Raw genomic sequence first — 15,774 nt, forward strand, 5'->3', positions numbered from 1 at the left:
CGTGCGATGACACGACACGACTGCTGACCGACTGGAAGGACCTCCCGTGGCCGGTGGACTCGTAGCCCTGTTCGACGACGTGGCGTTGCTGGCGCGCGCCGCCGCCGCCTCCATCGACGACGTCGGGGCCGCCGCGGGGCGGGCGGGCATCAAGGCCGCGGGCGTCGTGGTCGACGACACCGCCGTCACACCGCAGTACGTGCGCGGCCTGTCGGCCGACCGGGAGATCCCGATCATCCGGAAGATCGCCGTCGGGTCGCTGCGCAACAAGCTGCTGATCATCCTCCCGGCGATCCTGCTGCTCAGTCAGTTCCTGCCCTGGGCGCTGACCCCGATCCTCATGGTCGGCGGTGCCTATCTCTGCTACGAGGGCGCCGAGAAGATCTGGCACCGGTTCAGCGGCCACCACGACGAGCACGCCTCGGTCGAGGACGCGATGCCGGACGAGAAGACGATCGTGTCCGGAGCGGTGCGCACCGACTTCATCCTGTCCGCGGAGATCATGGTGATCTCGCTGAACGAGGTCGCCAGCGAGGGCTTCTGGTCCCGGGCGATCATCCTCGCGGTCGTCGCCGTGGCCATCACCGTCCTGGTGTACGGCGTCGTCGGCCTGATCGTGAAGATGGACGACGCCGGGCTGCGCCTGTCCCAGACCGGCAAGAAGGGCGTGGCCCCCTTCGGCCGCGGGCTCGTCAAGGGCATGCCGAAGCTGCTCAGCGCCCTCACCGTCATCGGGACCGCCGCCATGCTGTGGGTCGGTGGCCACATCCTGCTGGTCGGCAGCGACGAGCTCGGGCTGCACGCCGTGTACGGCGTCGTGCACCACCTGGAGGAGCTGGCGCACGACGCCACCGGGGCCCTCGGCGGGGTCGTGGGGTGGCTGGTGAACACGTTCGCCAGCGCGCTGGTCGGCCTCGTCGTCGGCGCGCTGGTCGTGCTCGTGCTGAACCTCACGCTGCACCGCCGCAAGGCGGAGGCCGGGACCCACTGACCGGGTGACGGTCGCCCGTCCCGAGGTGTCACGGCCACCCGGGAGGGTGACGACGTGCTCGGTCACATCCGTGCAGGTCGGTAGCCTCCGGGGCGATGTGGCAGATGAGCAACGCCGTCCGGCACTACCGCTGGGGCTCCCGGACGGTCATCCCCGACCTGCTCGGTGAACCGGTGCCGGCCGACCGGCCCTACGCCGAGCTGTGGATGGGCGGTCACCCCGACCAGCCGAGCGTCCTGTCCACCGGCACCCCGCTGGACAAGGCGATCGCGGAGAGCCCCGCGGAGCTCCTCGGCCCCGAGGTGGCCGGGACCTTCGGCGCCCGGCTGCCCTTCCTCATGAAGGTGCTGGCGGCCGAGGCGCCCCTGTCGCTGCAGGCCCATCCGACCATGGCGCAGGCCCGGGCCGGCTTCGCCGCCGAGGAGGCCGCCGGTGTCCCGAGGGACGACCCGACGAGGACCTTCAAGGACCCGTGGCACAAGCCGGAGCTGCTGCTCGCGCTGACCACCTTCGAGGCGCTGTGCGGCTTCCGCCCGGTGGAGGAGTCGCTGCACTGCCTGGCCAAGCTCCAGCTGCCCGAGCTCAAGCCGACGATCGCGGCCCTGGCCCGCGGCGGCCTGCAGGCGGCCATCCCGCAGCTGCTCGCGCTGTCGGGGAAGCGGCGCACGCACCTCGTCGAGGTGGTCGCGCAGAAGGCGGCGTCCTTCGTGTCCGCCCACGACCCGGAGTTCATCAACACCTACCGCTGGGCCACCACCCTGGCCGAGACCTACCCGGGCGACCCCGGCGTCGTCATCTCGCTGATGTGCAACCACCTCAAGCTGGCCCCCGGCGAGGCGGTGTTCCTGCCGGCCGGCAACCTGCACGCCTACCTGTCCGGAGCCGGCGTGGAGGTCATGGCCAGCTCGGACAACGTGCTGCGCGGCGGGCTGACCAGCAAGCACGTCGACCTCGCCGCGCTCATCGAGGTGCTCGACTTCTCCGACGGCAAGGTCCCGGTGCTGCACCCGGTGCTCGGCCCCGGCGGCCTGCGCTACCCGGTTCCGGTCGACGACTTCGACCTCACCCGCTGCCAGCTCGACGAGCAGGCCGGTTCCCTCGGCACCCGCGGCCCGCAGGTCCTGCTGTGCACGGAGGGCGAGGCGGTCCTCGAGTCCGGGGAGGAGGAGGTCCGGCTGCCGAAGGGCCAATCTGCCTTCGTGCCGGCCGGTGCGCCGGTGATCGCCCGCGGTCCCGCCGTCCTCTACCGGGCCACCACGAACCTGCGCTGACGGATCTGCGCTGACGCCGGCCGCGTGTCGCGGCGGAGGACGGCGCGGCGGCGGACGTAGCGTCGGTCGTGCCCCGCCGCCCGCTCCCGCTGCGCGCAGTGCTGGCGGTGGTCCTGACGGCCGCGCTGACCTCGGGCTGCGCCGAGCTCCTCGGGGACGCCCCCGCCGTCCCGTCCGCCGGCAGCGCCCTGGAGGCGCTGGACTCCGTGCAGGTCCGGGGCCGTGCGCCGCAGACCGGCTACTCCCGCGACGAGTTCGGCAACGGCTGGGTCGACACCGACCACAACGGCTGCGACACCCGCAACGACGTCCTGGCGCGCGACCTCACCGGCGAGGTGTTCGAGCCGGGCACCCGCGACTGCGTCGTCGAGGCCGGCACCCTCGCCGACCCCTACTCCGGCCGCACCATCGAGTTCCGCCGCGGTGAGGGGACCAGCGAGGCGGTGCAGATCGACCACGTCGTCCCGCTGTCGGACGCGTGGCAGAAGGGCGCGCAGCAGTGGGACGCCGCGCGCCGCACCGAGTTCGCCAACGACCCGCTCAACCTGCTCGCCGTCGACGGCCCGCTCAACCAGTCCAAGGGCGACTCCGACGCCGCCAGCTGGCTGCCCCCGACCCGGTCCTACCGGTGCGCCTACGTGGCCCGCCAGGTCGCGGTCAAGGTGAGCTACGGGCTGTGGATGACCCGCGCCGAGCGGGACGCCGTCGCCGGCGTGCTCGGCACCTGCCCGGACCAGCCGCTGCCCTCGCGCGACCCGCTGCCGGCCCCGCAGCTGCCCGCGACCGTGCCGACGGCCCCGGCGACGCCCTATCCGGACTGCGCGGCGGTGCGCGCCGCGGACGCCGCGCCCCTCCGCGAGGGCGATCCGGGCTGGAACGCGTCCCTGGACGGCGACGGCGACGGCGTCGGCTGCGAGGGCTGAGTCCCCGCGTCGTCCCGGGCCGGCCCGTCGGGTGGACCGCCCCGGCTATCCTGGGGGACGGCACGAGCCCCGCCGAAGCCTCGGCATGCTCGCTCATCTCAGTGACCCCGAGCCCCCGCCGCCCGCGGCAGGGGCATCGACCCTGGAGCGACATGACCGCCTCTACCGGCACCCGTCCCCTGACCACCTCGAACGGCGAGGCCGACTTCAAGGTCGCCGACCTCTCCCTGGCGCCGTTCGGCCGCAAGGAGATCCGGCTCGCCGAGCACGAGATGCCCGGCCTGATGGCACTGCGCGGGGAGTACGGCGACGAGCAGCCGCTGGCCGGCGCCCGCATCGCCGGCTCGCTGCACATGACCGTGCAGACCGCCGTCCTCATCGAGACCCTCGTCGCGCTCGGCGCCGACGTCCGCTGGGTCTCCTGCAACATCTTCTCCACCCAGGACCACGCCGCCGCGGCGATCGTCGTGGGGGAGGGCACCCCGGAGGAGCCCGCCGGCGTCCCCGTCTTCGCCTGGAAGGGCGAGACCCTCGAGGACTACTGGTGGTGCACCCAGCGCCTGTTCGAGTTCCGCGACGGGAACGGCGACGTCGTGGGCCCGAACATGCTGCTCGACGACGGCGGCGACGCCACCCTGCTCGTGCACCTGGGCACCCGCTTCGAGGCCGACGGCGCCGTGCCCGACACGACCGAGGCCGACTCCGAGGAGTACGGCGTCATCCTCGACGTGCTGCGCGGCACGCTGGCCTCCGACGCCGGCTACTGGACCCGCATCGGCCAGGGCATCGCGGGCGTCACCGAGGAGACCACCACCGGCGTCATGCGCCTGTACGAGCTGGCCCGCGACGGCCGCCTGCTCTTCCCGGCGATCAACGTCAACGACTCGGTCACCAAGAGCAAGTTCGACAACCTCTACGGCTGCCGGCACTCGCTCATCGACGGCATCAACCGCGCCACCGACGTGATGATCGGCGGCAAGGTCGCCGTCGTCTGCGGCTACGGCGACGTCGGCAAGGGCTGCGCGGAGTCGCTGCGCGGCCAGGGTGCCCGCGTCATCGTCACCGAGATCGACCCGATCAACGCCCTGCAGGCGGCGATGCACGGCTACGAGGTGACCACGCTCGACGAGGTCATCGGCAAGGCCGACATCATCATCACGGCCACCGGCAACCGCGACATCATCAGCGCCGAGCAGCTCGGTCAGACCAAGCACCAGGCGATCATCGGCAACATCGGCCACTTCGACAACGAGATCGACGTGGCCGGCCTGGCCCGCACCCCGGGCATCGAGCGGACGACGATCAAGCCGCAGGTCGACGAGTGGCGCTTCGCCGACGGCCACACGATCATCCTGCTCTCCGAGGGCCGGCTGCTGAACCTGGGCAACGCCACCGGGCACCCGAGCTTCGTCATGAGCGCCTCGTTCTCCAACCAGGTGCTCGCGCAGATCGAGCTGTGGGGCAACCGCGCGGCCTACGAGGGCAAGACGCCGACGGTCACCGTGCTGCCCAAGCACCTCGACGAGCACGTGGCCCGGCTGCACCTCGACGCGCTCGGCGTGAAGCTGACGACCCTGAGCAAGGTGCAGGCCGACTACATCGGCGTCCCGGTCGAGGGCCCGTACAAGAGCGAGCACTACCGCTACTGAGGTGACGGATGGTGGCGCCGGACCGGTCCCTCCGGTCCGGCGCCACCGTTATCTGGCCGTGACGTCGCAGAATGGTCACGTGCCTCCGACCGCAGCGAACAACGGGCCCAGTCGCGGCCGTGTCCTGGTCGTCGACGACGACGCCGCCCTCGCCGAGATGCTCGGCATCGTGCTGCGGCGCGAGGGCTACGACCCCGCCTTCGTCTCCGACGGCAACCGCGCGCTGTCGGTCTTCCAGCAGACCCGTCCCGACCTCGTCCTCCTCGACCTGATGCTGCCGGGCCGCAACGGCCTGCAGATCTGCCAGGACATCCGCGGTCAGTCGGCCGTCCCGATCGTCATGCTCACCGCCAAGGGCGACACGATCGACGTCGTCCAGGGGCTCGAGGCCGGTGCCGACGACTACGTCACCAAGCCGTTCAAGCCGGTGGAGCTCGTCGCCCGGGTGCGCGCCCAGCTGCGCCGCGGCGAGACCGGCCAGGCCGAGTCGCTGTCGATCGGCGACGTGCAGATCGACGTCCCGGCCCACCAGGTCACCCGCGACGGCACGGCCATCCCGCTGACCCCGCTGGAGTTCGACCTGCTCGTCGCCCTGGCCCGCAAGCCGCGGCAGGTGTTCACCCGCGAGCTGCTGCTCGAGCAGGTGTGGGGCTATCGGCACGCCGCCGACACCCGGCTGGTCAACGTCCACGTGCAGCGGCTGCGCGCCAAGATCGAGCGCGACCCCGAGAAGCCGGAGATCGTGCTGACCGTCCGCGGGGTCGGGTACAAGGCCGGCCCCCCGTGACCACCGCGGGAAGCGCCGCGGGCCGCCGGTGAGCACCACCCACCCGGCGCCGCCGGCGGCAGCAGCGGGCGGGACCGGGAACGCTCCGGTCCCGGCCCGCCCCCGGCCGCGCCCGCGGGACCTGCGCACCGTGCGGCGCGGGCTGCGCCGGCGTGCGGTCCGGGCGCGGATCCGCTCCCGGCGGCTGGCCGGCCGGGCGGTCTCGGCCTGGCGGAAGTCGCTGCACGTCCGCATCGGCGCGATCACGATGGTCGTGGCCGGCACCGTCGTCGTCATCGTCAGCCTGGTGCTGTTCAGCCAGATCCGCACGCAGCTGCTGTCGGTGAAGCAGCAGGCGGCGATCGACCAGGCGCAGGCCGGCGTCGTCTACGCCCGGTCGGAGGTGGTGGGCATCGCCGCCGGCGACGCCGCCAGCGTCCGGGCCACCCTCGGGCGCACCGTGAACGGGCTGCTCACCCGCGGCGGCTCGGCCGGTGACTTCGACGTCGTCATGGTCTACCGGACGGGCAACACCGAGCGGCCGCCCGCGGTCAGCCGGCCCGGCGTGTACCCGGCGCTGCCGCCCGAGCTGCGCGCCGGCGTGCAGGGCGGCGGCCAGTACACGCAGTACGCGCCGGTGCCCGACGACACCGGCGAGCCCCGGCCCACGCTGCTCGTCGGCGCCCCGGTGCCCGGCGACGTCTCCTCCACCGAGGAGATCGAGCTGTACTACGCCTTCCCCCTCGACCAGGAGGAGGAGACGCTCTCGCTGATCCGCAGCACCGTGGCGATCAGCGGCATCGCGCTCACCCTGTTCGTGGCCGGGATCGGCGTGCTCGTGACCCGGCTGGTCGTGGACCCGGTGCGCCGGGCGGCGGGCACCGCACAACGGCTGGCCGAGGGGCAGCTCGAGGAGCGGATGACCGTCCGCGGCGAGGACGACCTGGCCCGGCTGGCCACCAGCTTCAACGCGATGGCCGACAGCCTGCAGCGGCAGATCACCCAGCTCGAGGGCCTGTCCCAGCTGCAGCAGCGGTTCACCTCCGACGTCAGCCACGAGCTGCGCACCCCGCTGACGACCGTGCAGATGGCCGCCGAGATCCTGCACGAGTCCCGCGACGAGTTCGCGCCGCACCTGGCCCGCTCGGCCGAGCTGCTGTACGAGGAGCTCGACCGCTTCGAGCGGCTGCTGTCGGACCTGCTCGAGATCAGCCGCTACGACGCCGGCGCCGCCGTCCTCGACTGGGCGCCCACCGACCTCGGCTCCCTGGTCGGGCGGGTCGTCGACGGGATGAGCGCGCTGGCCGAGCGGCACGGCTGCGAGCTGCGGGTGACCGGCCCGGCCGACCCGGTGATCGCCGAGGTCGACGCGCGGCGGGTCGAGCGGATCCTGCGCAACCTGGTCGGCAACGCCGTCGAGCACGGCAGCGGGCAGCCGATCGAGGTCACCCTGGCGGCCAACCGGACGGCGGCCGCGGTCACCGTCCGCGACCACGGCGTCGGGCTCTCCTCCGCCGAGGCGCAGCACGTCTTCGACCGGTTCTGGCGGGCCGACCCGTCGCGGGTGCGCACCGTCGGCGGCAGCGGCCTGGGCCTGTCGATCAGCCTGGAGGACGCCCGGCTGCACGGCGGCTGGCTGCAGGTGTGGGGCCAGCCCGGGCTCGGGGCGCAGTTCCGGCTCACCGTGCCGCTCGTGGCGGGCACCGACCTCACCAGCTCCCCGCTGCCGCTGCGTCCGACGATCGTGCGCCGGCCCGGGGTGCGGCGCCCGTGAGGCGGCTGCCCGCGGCGCTGGCCGCCCTCCTGCTGGCCCTGCTGGCCGCGTGCTCGACCGTGCCCACCGGGTCCGCGCCGCAGGCGATCACCGACGCCGCGGCCCGGCCCACCGGCGACGTGGGGATCGAGCCGCTCGGGCCGCGCGCCGGCGCGACGACGGAGGAGATCGTCCGCGGGTTCGTCGACGCCGCCGCGAGCTCGGTCAACGGCCATCCCGTCGCCGTCGAGCACCTGACCCCCGAGGCGGGCGCGACCTGGAGCGACGAGTCCGGCATCACCCTCGTGGGCCCGGACTACGCCACGGTGGCCACCGGCTCGGGCGCCGTCGTCATGACCGGCGACCAGGTCGGCACGGTGGACCCGCGCGGCGTCTTCACCGCCGCCAGCGACACGGTCTTCACCCACGAGTTCACCCTCACCGAGGTCGACGGCGAGTGGCGGATCGCCAACCCGCCCGACGGGCTGGTCATGCTCGTGCCCGACTTCGAGCGCCTCTACGACGACCTCGCCGTCTACTTCGTGGACCCGACGCAGACGCGGGTGGTGCCCGACCCGCGCTACCTGATCTCCGGGGAGGCCCAGCCGACGACGCTGGTGCAGCGGCTGGTCGAGGGTCCCTCGCCGGCCCTGGCCGCCGGCGTCGGCAACGCCCTCGGCGGCGTCACGCTCACCCGGGCGGTCACCGTCTCCGGGTCCACGGTCGTCGTCGACCTCGCCGGCCTCGACGACCTCTCGCCGCAGCAGCTCGCGCAGCTCTCGGCGCAGCTGGTCTTCACCCTCGACCAGGTCGAGGGCACCAACTCCGTGGAGGTCCGCACCAACGGCGAGCCGGTGACCGTCGACGGCGCGCCGACCGCCCAGCGCACCGACGACTGGGCGTCCTTCAGTCCCGACTCCGTCCCCGCCGACGCCGCCGGCCACTACCTCGACGCCGGCCGGCTGATGACCGTCGACGGGCAGCCCGCGCCCGGGCCGGCCGGTCTGGGCGCGTACGGGCTGACCAGCGCGGCGGTCTCGGCCGATCCGCGGACCAGCGCGCTGACCACCATGGCCGGCGTCTCCGTCGCCGGTGGCACCGCGTCCCTGCTGCTGGGCCCCTACGGCGGGGACCTCGCCCCGGTGGTGCCGGCGGGCCGGCTGTCGGTCCCGACGGTCGCCGCCACCCGCCCGGAGTTCTGGGTGGTCCGCGACGAGAGCACCGTCGTCCGGGTGCCGGCGACCGGCTCGCCGCAGCCGGTGAACGCCCCGACCCTGGCCGGTCTGGGCCGGACGACGGTGCTGCAGCTCTCGCCCGACGGCGTGCGCGCCGCCGTGGTGGTCAGCCGTGGCGACGAGGCGGTGCTGCTCGTCGGCACGGTGGTGCGCTCCGAGGAGGGGCCGGTGGCGCTGCGCGACCTCCGCGAGGTGGCGCCCTCGCTGCCCTCGGTCGTGGACGTCGCCTGGCGCACCGCCGGCAGCCTGATGGTCCTCGCCGACGGCGGGGAGGACGGCGTGGTGCCCTACGTCGTCGGCGTCGACGGGTGGGGGCTGGCCACGGTGCCCACCTCCGGCCTGCCCAGCCCGCCGACCGCACTGGCCGCCGCGCCCGGTCAGCAGGCGCTGGTCAGCGCCGGCGGGGCGGTGTGGGAGCTGACCGGCGGCACGTGGGTGACGCTCGTCCGCGGCCAGGCGCCGGTACCGGGCACCGAGCCCTTCTACCCCGCCTAGCCACCTCCGGACCCGCTCTCCACAGATCCGGCCGCGGCCGGTCGCGACCCGGGGGCAGGCCGCAGGCTGGGGCGGTGGGGGGACGGGGCGCGGCGCTGGCCGGCAGCCTCGTCGACCTCGTCCTCCCGCGCACCTGCGCCGGCTGCGGCGTCCCCGGACCCGCGCTGTGCCGGCGCTGCTCCGCCGCGCTCGTCGCCCCGCGCGAGGCGACGCCGCGCCGGCCGCCGTGGGGGATGCCGCCCACCGTGGCCGCCGGCGCCTACGCCGGGCCGGTGCGCCCCACCGTCGCCGCCTTCAAGGAGCACGGCCGCGCGGAGCTCGCCGGCCCGCTCGGGGCGGCGCTGGCGCTCGCCGTCGGGGTGCACGCCGTGCTGTTGCCCGGACGGCCGGTCCTGCTGGTCCCGGTGCCGCCGTCGCGGGCGGCGCTGCGTGTGCGCGGCCGCGACTGCGTGCGGGAGCTGGCGACCGTCGCCGTCGCGGACCTGCGCGCCGCCGGGGTCGACGCCGGCTGCGCCCGGCTGCTCACCCGGGCCGGGCGGGTGCGGGACTCCGCGGGGCTGACGGTGGCGCAGCGGCGGGCCAACCTGGCCGGCACCTTCGCCGTCCGCCCCGGGACGCTCCCGGCCGGAGCGCTGCTCGTGGTCGTCGACGACGTCGTGACCAGCGGCGCCACGCTCACCGAGGCGGCCGCCGCGCTGCGGGCTCCGCGCCGGGACGGCGACACGACGGTGCTGGCCGCGGTGGTCGCGGCGACCCCGCGGCCCGGGTCTGGAGGAGGACTCCCGGGCGGTTCCGCGCAGGTCCCGCGGGGTGTCCCGCCGGGGCGTCTCGATCGACTGTCCGGTCGCCGGAACAGCGACTAGCGTGCCATTGGTCACACCCGACGACCGGGAGGTCCTATGGAGATCGTGGTCCGTGGCCGCAACGTGGAGGTGCCGGAGCACTACCGGCAGCACGTCGAGGACAAGGTCGGCCAGCTCGAACGGTTCGACGGCAAGCTGTCCCGGATCGACGTCGAACTGTTCCACGAGAAGAACCCCCGCCAGTCCGCCAACTGTCAGCGTGTGGAGATCACCCTCCGCGGCAAGGGACCCGTGGTCCGTGCCGAGGCCAGCGCGCCCGACTTCCACGCAGCGCTCGACCTGGCCAGCGCCAAGCTCGACAACCGGCTGCGGCGGGCCAACGACCGCCGCCGCGTGCACCACGGCCGGCGTACCCCGCCCACCGTGCGCGTCTCCGCCACCCCCGCCGCGCCGCTGGAGACCCCGGCGCTGGGCATCCCCGACGTCGAGCAGCAGTTCGCCGGGGAACCACTGGTCACCGACCTCGACGAGCACCTGCCCGGCCGTGTCGTGCGGGAGAAGCACCACCCGGCCGTGCCCATGACCGTCGACCAGGCCCTGCACGAGATGGAGCTCGTGGGGCACGACTTCTTCCTGTTCCAGTGCGCCGACACCGGGCAGCCGACCGTCGTCTACCGCCGGCACGCCTTCGACTACGGCCTCATCCGCCTGGTCGAGCCGCCACTGGGGACCGCGCACGCGCACAGCGAGGCACCGGCCGAACCCGCCGCCGTCCCGCGCTGACCCGCACCCGGGGGAGGGGCCGTGCCGCACCGGCGCGGCCCCTCCGCCGTGTCCGCAGGCGGCGCGTCCTCAGTCGGTGGCCAGCCGGCCGAACAGGACGGCGTCGCCGCGGGTGCCGCCCCGCCGGGGCAGCGCCGCGCGGACGACGCCCTCGCGGGTGAACCCGGCGCGCGCGGCCACCTCCTGCGAGGCGCCGTTGTCCACGTCGACCACCAGGTGCACCCGCGGCGCGCCGTGCGCGAACGCCCAGCGGGCCAGGCCGTCGGCGATCTCGGTGGCGTAGCCGCGGCGCCGGGCCCACGGCGCCACCGAGTAGCCGATCTCGGGTCCGAGGTGCCGCCCGCCCAGGATGAGGCCGCCGGTCCCGACGAGTCCGTCGCCGGCATCGGCCACCACCGACAGGCCGGTGCCCTCCGCGCGCTGCCGGACGACCGTGTCCACGAAGGCGCGGGCGTCGGCGGGCGTGTAGGGCACCGGGGCCCCGGTGATCCAGCGCAGCGCCTCGGGGTCCTGCGTCGCCCGGTGCACGGCGTCGACGTCGTCGTCGGTGAAGGGCCGCAGGACCAGGCGGGCGGTGCGGACCACCTCGGTGGTCAGGTCGGTGCCGGAGGGCTCCACGGACAGATGGTCGGCCATGGTCCGCTGACGCGTCTCGGCCCCGTCCGGGGGCCCGCCCTGAGCTCGCCAAGGGTGGGGAGGACGGGGTCCTCGTTCAGGGGTTGCCGAGCACCCGGTCGACCGAGATCTCGACGACGACCCGCGCCGGGTTCTCCCGGGGTGTGCGGTAGCGCCGCGCGTAGCGCGCCTCGGCGTCGGCCACCGACGCCGCGTCGTCGCGCACCACCGCCGTCCCCTCCAGGGTCAGCCAGCGGCGGCCGTCGACCTGGCAGACCGCCACGCGGGCCTGCCCGGCGCGCACGTGCCGGGCCTTGGCCGAGGTCCCCGAGGTGATGACGCGGGCGGTGCCCGTGTCCGGGTCGTAGGTGACGCCGACGGGCACCACGTGCGGTGAGCCGTCGGCGCGCAGGGTGGTCAGCGTGGCCAGGTGGCGCTCGGTGAGGAAGGCGAGCAGTTCCGGCGCGAGGTCGTGCGGATCGTGGGCCACGCCGAGGAGGTTAGGTCCCGCCCGCGGCGGGCACCGGCCGCGCGTGGAGCTGGCGGGTGCGCGGGTGCTGGTCGCCGGGGCGACGGGCGTGCTGGGCGGGGCGCTGGCCCGGGCGCTCGCCGCGGCCGGCGCGCAGGTGGCGCTGTCGGGGCGCGACGCCGCCCGGCTGGAGGCGCTGGCCGGCGAGCTCGGTGGTGCACCGGCACAGGCCGCGGACGCCGTCGACGTCGACTCCGTCGGGGCCGCGGTCGACGCCGCCGCCGCGGCGCTGGGCGGGCTCGACTCCGTCGTCGTCGCGTGGGGCGTGGTGGCCTTCGGTCCGGCGGCCGACGCCGACGACGCGGTCACCGAGGAGCTGTTCGCCGTCAACACGATGGCCCCGATGAGCCTGGTCCGCGCCGCGCTGCCGCACCTGGCCGACGGCGGCGCGGTCGTGCTGCTGTCGGCGGTCGTGGCCGACGCCCCCACGCTCGGCATGGCGGAGTACTCGGCGAGCAAGGCGGCGCTGTCGGCGTGGGCCGCGGTGCTGCGCCGTGAGTTGCGCGGCCGGTCCGTGGCCGTGCTCGACGTCCGGCCGCCGCACGTCGACACCGGGCTGGTCGACCGCGCGCTGGCCGGCACCCCGCCGCGACTGCCCGCCGGGCACGACCGCGACGACGTGGTGCGCGCGGTGCTCGACGGGATGCGGCAGGGCGCGCGCGAGGTCGTCGTCGACCCGCGGGAGCGGCGGCTCGTCGTCCGCTGAGGGGGCCGGCCTGCCGCGGGAGCCGAGTGCGGCGTCCCCGGGCCGAGGGGTGCGCCGCCTACGCTGGTGTCGTGGTGTTCTCCAGACTTCTCCGAGCCGGTGAGGGCAAGATCCTCCGACGACTGGACCGGATCGCCGACGCGATCGAGTCCCTCGAGGACGACGTCTCGCCCCTCACCGACGCCGAGCTCCGGGCGAAGACCGACGAGTTCAAGGAGCGGTACTCCGACGGCGAGACGCTCGACGCGCTCCTGCCGGAGGCCTTCGCCGTCGTCCGCGAGGCGGCCACGCGCACGCTCGGCCAGCGGCACTTCCGGGTGCAGCTCATGGGCGGTGCCGCGCTGCACCTGGGCAACATCGCCGAGATGCGCACCGGTGAGGGCAAGACCCTGACCGGCGTGCTGCCGGCCTACCTCAACGCCCTGACCGGCGACGGCGTGCACGTGATCACGGTCAACGACTACCTGGCCAAGCGCGACGCCGAGTGGATGGGCCGGGTGCACCGCTTCCTGGGCCTGTCGGTCGGCACGATCCTCTCCGGCGAGAAGCCGGCGCACCGCCGCGAGCAGTACGCCGCCGACATCACCTACGGCACGAACAACGAGTTCGGCTTCGACTACCTGCGCGACAACATGGCCTGGAGCAAGGCCGACCTCGTGCAGCGCGGCCACCACTTCGCCGTCGTCGACGAGGTCGACTCGATCCTCATCGACGAGGCCCGCACCCCGCTGATCATCAGCGGCCCGGCCGAGTCCGCCGGCAAGTGGTACGTCGAGTTCGCGCGGATCGTGCCGCTGATGCGGCGCGACGTGCACTACGAGGTGGAGGAGGCCAAGCGCACGGTCGCCGTCACCGAGGAGGGCGTGGAGTTCGTCGAGGACCAGCTCGGCATCGACAACCTCTACGAGGCGGTCAACACCCCGCTGATCGGCTACCTGAACAACGCGCTCAAGGCCAAGGAGCTCTTCCACCGCGACCAGCAGTACATCGTCAGCAACGGCGAGGTGCTCATCGTCGACGAGTTCACCGGCCGCGTGCTGGCCGGCCGCCGCTACAACGAGGGCATGCACCAGGCCATCGAGGCCAAGGAGAAGGTGCAGATCAAGGACGAGAACCAGACCCTCGCCACGATCACGCTGCAGAACTACTTCCGGCTCTACGAGAAGCTCTCCGGGATGACCGGCACCGCCCAGACCGAGGCGGCCGAGCTCTCGCAGACCTACAAGCTGGGCGTCGTCCCCATCCCGACCAACCGGCCGATGGTCCGCGAGGACCGCTCCGACGTCATCTACAAGACGGAGAAGGCCAAGTTCGACGCGGTCATCGACGACATCTCCGAGCGGCACGAGGCCGGCCAGCCGATCCTCGTCGGCACCGCCAGCGTCGAGAAGTCCGAGGTCCTGTCCAAGCTGCTGCTGCGCCGCGGCATCCCGCACGAGGTCCTCAACGCGAAGAACCACGCGCGGGAGGCGTCGATCGTCGCCCAGGCCGGACGGCTCGGCGCGGTCACCGTGGCCACCAACATGGCCGGCCGCGGCACCGACATCCAGCTCGGCGGCAACCCCGAGTTCATCGCCGACGAGGAGCTGCGCGCCCGCGGGCTGTCGCCGTCGGAGACGCCGGAGGACTACGAGGCCGCCTGGGACGAGGCGCTCGCCACGGCCAAGGACCAGGTCAGGGCCGAGCACGAGCAGGTCGCCGAGGCCGGCGGGCTGTACGTGCTCGGCACCGAGCGGCACGAGAGCCGCCGCATCGACAACCAGCTGCGCGGCCGCTCGGGCCGGCAGGGCGACCCGGGGGAGTCGCGGTTCTACCTCTCCCTCGGCGACGACCTGATGCGCCGGTTCAACGGCCCGATGCTCGAGTCGATGATGACCACGCTGCGGGTCCCCGACGACCAGCCGATCGAGTCGAAGATGGTCTCCCGGGCCATCCGCTCGGCGCAGACGCAGGTCGAGCAGCAGAACTTCGAGGTCCGCAAGGACGTCCTCAAGTACGACGAGGTCCTCAACCGGCAGCGCACGGTCATCTACGACGAGCGTCGCAAGGTCCTCGACGGCGAGGACCTGCACGTGCAGGTGCAGCACATGCTCGACGACGTCGTCGCCGCCTACGTCGACGGTGCGACCGAGACCGGCTACGCCGAGGACTGGGACCTCGAGGTGCTGTGGACCGGGCTCAAGGCGCTCTACCCGGTGGGCCTGGACCGCGCGGAGCTGCTCGACCGGGTGGCCGACGGCGAGCAGGCCGCGCTGACCGCCGACGTGCTGAAGACCGAGCTGCTCGAGGACGCCCATCGCGCGTACGAGGCGCGTGAGACGACGCTGGGCTCGGAGGTCATGCGCGAGCTCGAGCGGCGGGTGCTGCTCAGCGTGCTCGACCGCAAGTGGCGCGAGCACCTCTACGAGATGGACTACCTGCGGGCCGGCATCCACCTGCGCGCGATGGCCAACCGCGACCCGGTCGTGGAGTACCAGCGCGAGGGCTACGACATGTTCAAGGCGATGCTCGACGGCATCAAGGAGGAGTCGGTCGGCTTCCTGTTCAACCTGGAGGTCAAGACCAAGGAGCAGCAGGAGTCCGAGACGAAGGCCCAGCAGTCGGAGGCCGAGGCCAAGGCGCTGGCCGCCGCGCAGGAGGGCACCGCGCGTGTGCTCGCCCGGCAGAAGGCGGCGCAGGAGGCAGCCCAGCAGGAGGCAGCTCAGCAGGAGGGGGCGCAGCAGGCGGCCGCTCCGGCGCCGGCTCCCGCCGCGCCCGCTCCCGCCGCGCCCGCTCCCGCCGCGCCCGCTCCCGCCGCGTCCGCTCCCGCCGTCCCCGCTGACGGCGGCGGCTCCACGCCGGTGTCGATGGGCAAGCCGGCGGGCGGGCCGGGGGCCCGGCCCTCGACCGGCGCCCCGGCCGGGCGGCCGACCGCCCGCAAGACCGGCCCCAGGCACGCGGCGCCCGCCGCGCCCGCCGCGGAGCTGGAGACGCCGACCCCGTCCGGTACCGGGCCGCAGCTGGCGGTCAAGGGCCTCGACGAGCCGCACCGCTCGGCGGAGGAGCTGAGCTACTCGGCGCCCTCGCTCGACGCCTCGCCCAAGGAGAGCGGCCCGGCCAAGGCGGCGAAGTCCGCGACGGTCACCGGCACCAAGGAGCCGGCTCGCAACGCCCCGTGCCCCTGCGGCTCGGGCAAGAAGTACAAGTCCTGCCACGGAGCGCCCTCGCGCTGACGCGCCGTCGCACCGCCCCGGCGCCCCGCCGACCCGTGTGGTC

At 74.2% G+C, this 15,774-nt stretch carries 13 protein-coding genes; 11 read left to right on the forward strand and 2 right to left on the reverse strand.

All coding sequences use genetic code 11. From position 1 onward, the window contains the following. Positions 1-46: 46 nt before the first annotated feature. The 9 genes from HLV61_RS05830 to hpf all read left to right on the forward strand — a co-directional run bounded on the left by HLV61_RS05830 (position 47) and on the right by hpf (position 10,669). The gene (locus tag HLV61_RS05830; RefSeq protein ID WP_369253449.1) at positions 47-991 is read left to right on the forward strand and encodes a DUF808 domain-containing protein; all 945 of its coding nucleotides are present in this window, start codon (positions 47-49) and stop codon (positions 989-991) included. A 95-nt stretch (positions 992-1,086) separates the two neighbouring features. After that, positions 1,087-2,262, forward strand: coding sequence for a mannose-6-phosphate isomerase, class I (gene manA, locus HLV61_RS05835; protein WP_369253450.1), 1,176 nt, complete (start codon positions 1,087-1,089; stop codon positions 2,260-2,262). Positions 2,263-2,330: 68 nt separating this feature from the next. Next, positions 2,331-3,185 carry a GmrSD restriction endonuclease domain-containing protein gene (locus HLV61_RS05840; protein WP_369253451.1) on the forward strand — a complete coding sequence of 285 codons (855 nt, stop codon included), beginning with the start codon at positions 2,331-2,333 and terminating at the stop codon, positions 3,183-3,185. A 152-nt stretch (positions 3,186-3,337) separates the two neighbouring features. Further along, the gene (gene ahcY, locus HLV61_RS05845; RefSeq protein ID WP_369253452.1) at positions 3,338-4,834 is read left to right on the forward strand and encodes an adenosylhomocysteinase; all 1,497 of its coding nucleotides are present in this window, start codon (positions 3,338-3,340) and stop codon (positions 4,832-4,834) included. Positions 4,835-4,913: 79 nt separating this feature from the next. Further along, positions 4,914-5,621: an MtrAB system response regulator MtrA gene (gene mtrA, locus HLV61_RS05850; RefSeq protein WP_369253453.1), complete on the forward strand. Its 708-nt coding sequence runs from the start codon at positions 4,914-4,916 to the stop codon at positions 5,619-5,621. A gap of 28 nt (positions 5,622-5,649) precedes the next feature. Beyond that, positions 5,650-7,374 (forward strand): MtrAB system histidine kinase MtrB, encoded by a 1,725-nt coding sequence (mtrB, locus tag HLV61_RS05855; RefSeq protein ID WP_369253454.1) that lies wholly within the window; start codon positions 5,650-5,652, stop codon positions 7,372-7,374. After that, positions 7,371-9,083: an LpqB family beta-propeller domain-containing protein gene (locus HLV61_RS05860; protein WP_369253455.1), complete on the forward strand. Its 1,713-nt coding sequence runs from the start codon at positions 7,371-7,373 to the stop codon at positions 9,081-9,083. The genes mtrB and HLV61_RS05860 overlap by 4 nt, the downstream gene beginning before the upstream one ends. Before the next feature lie 74 nt (positions 9,084-9,157). Continuing rightward, positions 9,158-9,946: a ComF family protein gene (locus HLV61_RS05865; protein ID WP_369253456.1), complete on the forward strand. Its 789-nt coding sequence runs from the start codon at positions 9,158-9,160 to the stop codon at positions 9,944-9,946. Between the two features lie 36 nt (positions 9,947-9,982). Continuing rightward, positions 9,983-10,669, forward strand: a complete 687-nt coding sequence (hpf, locus tag HLV61_RS05870; protein WP_369253457.1) for a ribosome hibernation-promoting factor, HPF/YfiA family — start codon at positions 9,983-9,985, stop codon at positions 10,667-10,669. Between the two features lie 69 nt (positions 10,670-10,738). Here hpf and HLV61_RS05875 read toward each other — a convergent pair whose 3' ends face one another. Beyond that, positions 10,739-11,287: a GNAT family N-acetyltransferase gene (locus HLV61_RS05875; protein ID WP_369253458.1), complete on the reverse strand. Its 549-nt coding sequence runs from the start codon at positions 11,285-11,287 to the stop codon at positions 10,739-10,741. A gap of 94 nt (positions 11,288-11,381) precedes the next feature. Further along, positions 11,382-11,774, reverse strand: a complete 393-nt coding sequence (locus HLV61_RS05880; protein ID WP_369253459.1) for a pyridoxamine 5'-phosphate oxidase family protein — start codon at positions 11,772-11,774, stop codon at positions 11,382-11,384. 43 nt (positions 11,775-11,817) lie between these two features. Here HLV61_RS05880 and HLV61_RS05885 point away from each other — a divergent pair, with 43 nt between their 5' ends. Next, positions 11,818-12,519 (forward strand): SDR family NAD(P)-dependent oxidoreductase, encoded by a 702-nt coding sequence (locus HLV61_RS05885; protein ID WP_369253460.1) that lies wholly within the window; start codon positions 11,818-11,820, stop codon positions 12,517-12,519. 71 nt (positions 12,520-12,590) lie between these two features. Next, a complete protein-coding gene (secA, locus tag HLV61_RS05890; RefSeq protein WP_369253461.1) occupies positions 12,591-15,731 on the forward strand; it encodes a preprotein translocase subunit SecA in 3,141 nt (1,046 codons plus the stop codon). Positions 15,732-15,774 lie beyond the last annotated feature (43 nt).

It is taken from the genome of Geodermatophilus amargosae (genome assembly GCF_041028265.1).
Classification (GTDB): domain Bacteria; phylum Actinomycetota; class Actinomycetes; order Mycobacteriales; family Geodermatophilaceae; genus Geodermatophilus; species Geodermatophilus amargosae_A.

What these genes read in the sequence shown, in the direction of transcription:
- manA (WP_369253450.1), top strand. Translation starts at nt 1,087, where the DNA reads ATGTGGCAGATGAGCAACGCCGTCCGGCACTACCGCTGGGGCTCCCGG.
- ahcY (WP_369253452.1), top strand. Translation starts at nt 3,338, where the DNA reads ATGACCGCCTCTACCGGCACCCGTCCCCTGACCACCTCGAACGGCGAG.
- hpf (WP_369253457.1), top strand. Translation starts at nt 9,983, where the DNA reads ATGGAGATCGTGGTCCGTGGCCGCAACGTGGAGGTGCCGGAGCACTAC.